This is a genomic window from Streptomyces albospinus (assembly GCF_014648695.1).
In the GTDB taxonomy this organism is placed as follows: Bacteria; Actinomycetota; Actinomycetes; order Streptomycetales; family Streptomycetaceae; genus Streptomyces; species Streptomyces albospinus.
Genome location: NZ_BMRP01000117.1, coordinates 1 through 3,441, shown reverse-complemented (window position 1 = coordinate 3,441; position 3,441 = coordinate 1). Strand labels below are relative to the sequence as shown.

The following is a 3,441-nucleotide window of genomic DNA, read 5'->3' as shown; positions in this document are numbered from 1 at the left end:
CCGGCGGGCGATGTCGACCTTCGTGCCGACGCCGTCGGTGGCCGAGGCCAGCAGCGGACGCTCGTAGCGCTTGAGCGCGGACGCGTCGAAGAGGCCGGCGAAACCGCCGAGCCCGCCGACGACCTCCGGGCGGGTGGCCTTCGACACCCACTCCTTCATGAGGTCCACGGCGCGGTCGCCGGCTTCGATGTCGACACCCGCACTCGCGTAGCTGGCACCGGTGGAATCAGCGGACATGGCTGAGAACTTTCGTTTGGGTGGGTACGAGCACTACGGGCGACGCAGCGCGTCGGCGCCGCCGACCCCGGCCGTGAGCGTCCGGACGCCGTCCACGTCGGAGGCGGACGGGGCCGCGGTCTCCGACTCCAGGAGGTGCTTGCCCAGCAGCTCGGGGTCGGGCAGCTCCATCGGGTATTCACCGTCGAAGCAGGCGCGGCAGAGCTTCGGCTTGTCGATCGTGGTCGCCTCGATCATGCCGTCGATGGAGATGTACGCCAGCGAATCGGCGCCCAGCGACTTGCCGATCTCCTCGACGCTCAGCCCGTTGGCGATCAGCTCCGCGCGGGTGGCGAAGTCGATGCCGAAGAAGCACGGCCACTTGATCGGCGGGGACGAGATCCGGATGTGGACCTCGGTGGCGCCGGCCTCGCGGAGCATCCGCACCAGCGCGCGCTGGGTGTTGCCGCGGACGATCGAGTCGTCGACGACCACCAGGCGCTTGCCGCGGATGACTTCCTTGAGCGGGTTGAGCTTGAGCCGGATACCGAGCTGGCGGATGGTCTGCGAGGGCTGGATGAAGGTCCGGCCCACGTAGGAGTTCTTGACCAGGCCGGAGCCGTAGGGGATGCCGCTGGCCTCGGCGTAGCCGACCGCGGCGGGGGTCCCGGATTCCGGGGTCGCTATCACCAGGTCCGCGTCGGCGGGCGCCTCGGCGGCCAGCTTGCGACCCATCTCCACACGCGAGAGGTAGACGTTGCGGCCGGCGATGTCGGTGTCCGGGCGGGCGAGGTAGACGTACTCGAAGACGCAGCCCTTGGGGCGGGCCTCGGCGAAGCGCGAGCTGCGCAGGCCGTTCTCGTCGATGGCGACCAGCTCGCCGGGCTCGATCTCCCGGATGAAGCTGGCGCCGACGATGTCCAGGGCGGCCGTCTCGGAGGCCAGCACCCAGCCGCGCTCCAGGCGGCCGAGGACCAGCGGGCGGATGCCCTGCGGGTCGCGGGCGGCGTAGAGCGTGTGCTCGTCCATGAAGCAGAGGGAGAAGGCGCCCTTGACCTTCGGGAGGACGCGCGGCGCGGCCTCCTCGACGGTCAGCGGCTTGCCGTCCTCGTCGACCTGGCCGGCGAGCAGCGCGGTCACCAGGTCGGTGTCGTTGGTGGCCGCGACCTGGGTCGCACGGCCGCCGTCGCGCGGCAGTGCGGCGACCATTTCGGCCAGCTCGGCGGTGTTGACCAGGTTGCCGTTGTGGCCGAGCGCGATCGAGCCGTGCGCGGTGGCACGGAACGTCGGCTGGGCGTTCTCCCACACCGAGGCACCGGTGGTGGAGTAGCGGGCATGGCCCACGGCGATATGGCCCTGGAGGGAGCCGAGCGAAGTCTCGTCGAAGACCTGGGAAACCAGGCCCATGTCCTTGAAAACGAGGATTTGGGAGCCGTTGCTCACCGCGATGCCCGCGGACTCCTGTCCACGGTGCTGCAGCGCGTACAGCCCGAAATAGGTGAGTTTGGAGACCTCTTCACCCGGAGCCCAGACACCGAAGACGCCGCATGCGTCCTGGGGGCCCTTCTCTCCGGGGAGCAGGTCGTGGTTGAGTCGTCCGTCACCACGTGGCACGTCCCAGAGTCTAGGGCAGGTCGCGCATTCATCCGAACCGGGGATGGACGCGGAGCTGGAGGAGCGCATGAACGGCGCACGGCGCGCGCTTGACCTGCACACGTCCACATTGCCGCGCACGCCACCCCCGCGGACCCCGCAAACCCTTGGCGCGCCTGGCCTCTCACCAGGTACGCCACCGCGCGCGGCGTCCCGGAGGGCGGCATCGCACCGACCCCGGTCGCATGACCGGCGCCCCACCCCCTCCCCCCTGAAGGACGGCGGCCGGCTCCCTCATCCGCACCCGAGCCACCCCCTCTGAGCTGCGCTTTCGCGTATTTTCCGCCACCTACGGCGGGGCAACTTGAGGCATTTTGAACCTTTATGCCGGTTTTGCTTTCCGGCCGGTCGGTGTGAGATACGCGACGCCCGCGCGCGGCAGCCGGACCGAGCGCCGGACACGCTCAGCTCATGACCGGCAGCCAGCCGCCGATATCGGCTCGCTCGCCACTGGCGCTGACCGCCGCCGTGTCCAGCGCCTCGACCCATCCCAGACGGCCGGTGGCCAGACGTATCCACGTCAGCGGGTCGGTCTCGACGACGTTCGGCGGGGTGCCGCGGGTGTGCCGGGGGCCCTCGATGCACTGCACGACGGCGAACGGCGGCACCCGCACCTCGACCGAGCCGCCGGGCGCCTTCACGGCCAGCGCATCGGCCAGCAGCCGGGTGGTGATGGCCAGCGCCTGACGGTCGTACGGGATCTCCTGGCCGGTGGCCGCCGCCAGGTCGTCGGTGTGCACGACGAGCTCGATGCAGCGGGTGACCAGATAGTCGTCCAGCCGCATCGCGGAGGGCCGGGCGGGCAGCACCCGGTCGTCCGGCTCCCGCGGGATCAGCTCGGCGAACTCCCCGGCGGTACGCGCCAGCAACTCCACGGGGTCGTGGGCGGCGGCCAGCTCGCGGGTGGCGGCATCGACCCCGGGGGCGTACTCGGCGGTGACCGCCGGCCAGTCCATCAGCGCGGCCTCGGCCTGCTCCGGGGCCGGCAGCCGCAGGGCGCGCGCCACACTGCCGACCGCCATGGACAGATGCGCGACCAGCTCCCGCACCGTCCAGTCGCCCAGCCGGGTCGGCAGCGCGAACTGCTCCGGCGCCAACTCCCCTACGGCCGCACGGACATGATCCAGCTGTGCGGTGACGGCCGCACGCGTCTTGCGGGGGTCGTACCGGCGGGGGCGCGACTTTCGCGCGGTGGGCGACATGGTGATCAGCCTAAGCCGCACCACTGACACGCGGACCGGATTCAGGGACGCGCGGGGCACTCTGGGGCTCCCCGGCCGTGCAGGTCGCGCCGTTGCGCGGGACGCCGATGCCCCGCCGGGTGAACGGGACGCCGTCGGCGGTGTCCGGGCCGGCGCCGCTCATCGACTGGACCGGAACGGCGACACGGCCCGCCAGACATGCTGGCGGGCCGTGTCGGCAGCGCGGGTCACGGGCCGGGGCCCGGGGAGCGACGCTAGGCGATCAGTCCCGGGATGGTGGTGTCGTGGGTGTGCTTCAGTTCGGTGAGGGAGATGCTGAACTGTCCCTGGATGTCGAGGGTTTGGCCGTCGATGACGCCGATGCGGGTGG

General features: G+C 71.3%; 2 protein-coding genes and 1 pseudogene. All 3 read right to left on the bottom strand.

The window, feature by feature from the left end; all coding sequences use genetic code 11:
* A pseudogene (locus IEZ17_RS41425) lies at positions 1 to 237 on the bottom strand (phosphoribosylformylglycinamidine cyclo-ligase); the annotation flags it as partial.
* 33 nt (positions 238 to 270) lie between these two features.
* Positions 271 to 1,830, bottom strand: a complete 1,560-nt coding sequence (purF, locus tag IEZ17_RS41420) for an amidophosphoribosyltransferase (RefSeq protein WP_189308803.1) — start codon at positions 1,828 to 1,830, stop codon at positions 271 to 273.
* Between the two features lie 443 nt (positions 1,831 to 2,273).
* Complete coding sequence (locus tag IEZ17_RS41415; RefSeq protein ID WP_189308802.1) at positions 2,274 to 3,071, bottom strand: maleylpyruvate isomerase family mycothiol-dependent enzyme; 798 nt, start codon at positions 3,069 to 3,071, stop codon at positions 2,274 to 2,276.
* Positions 3,072 to 3,441: the final 370 nt, after the last annotated feature.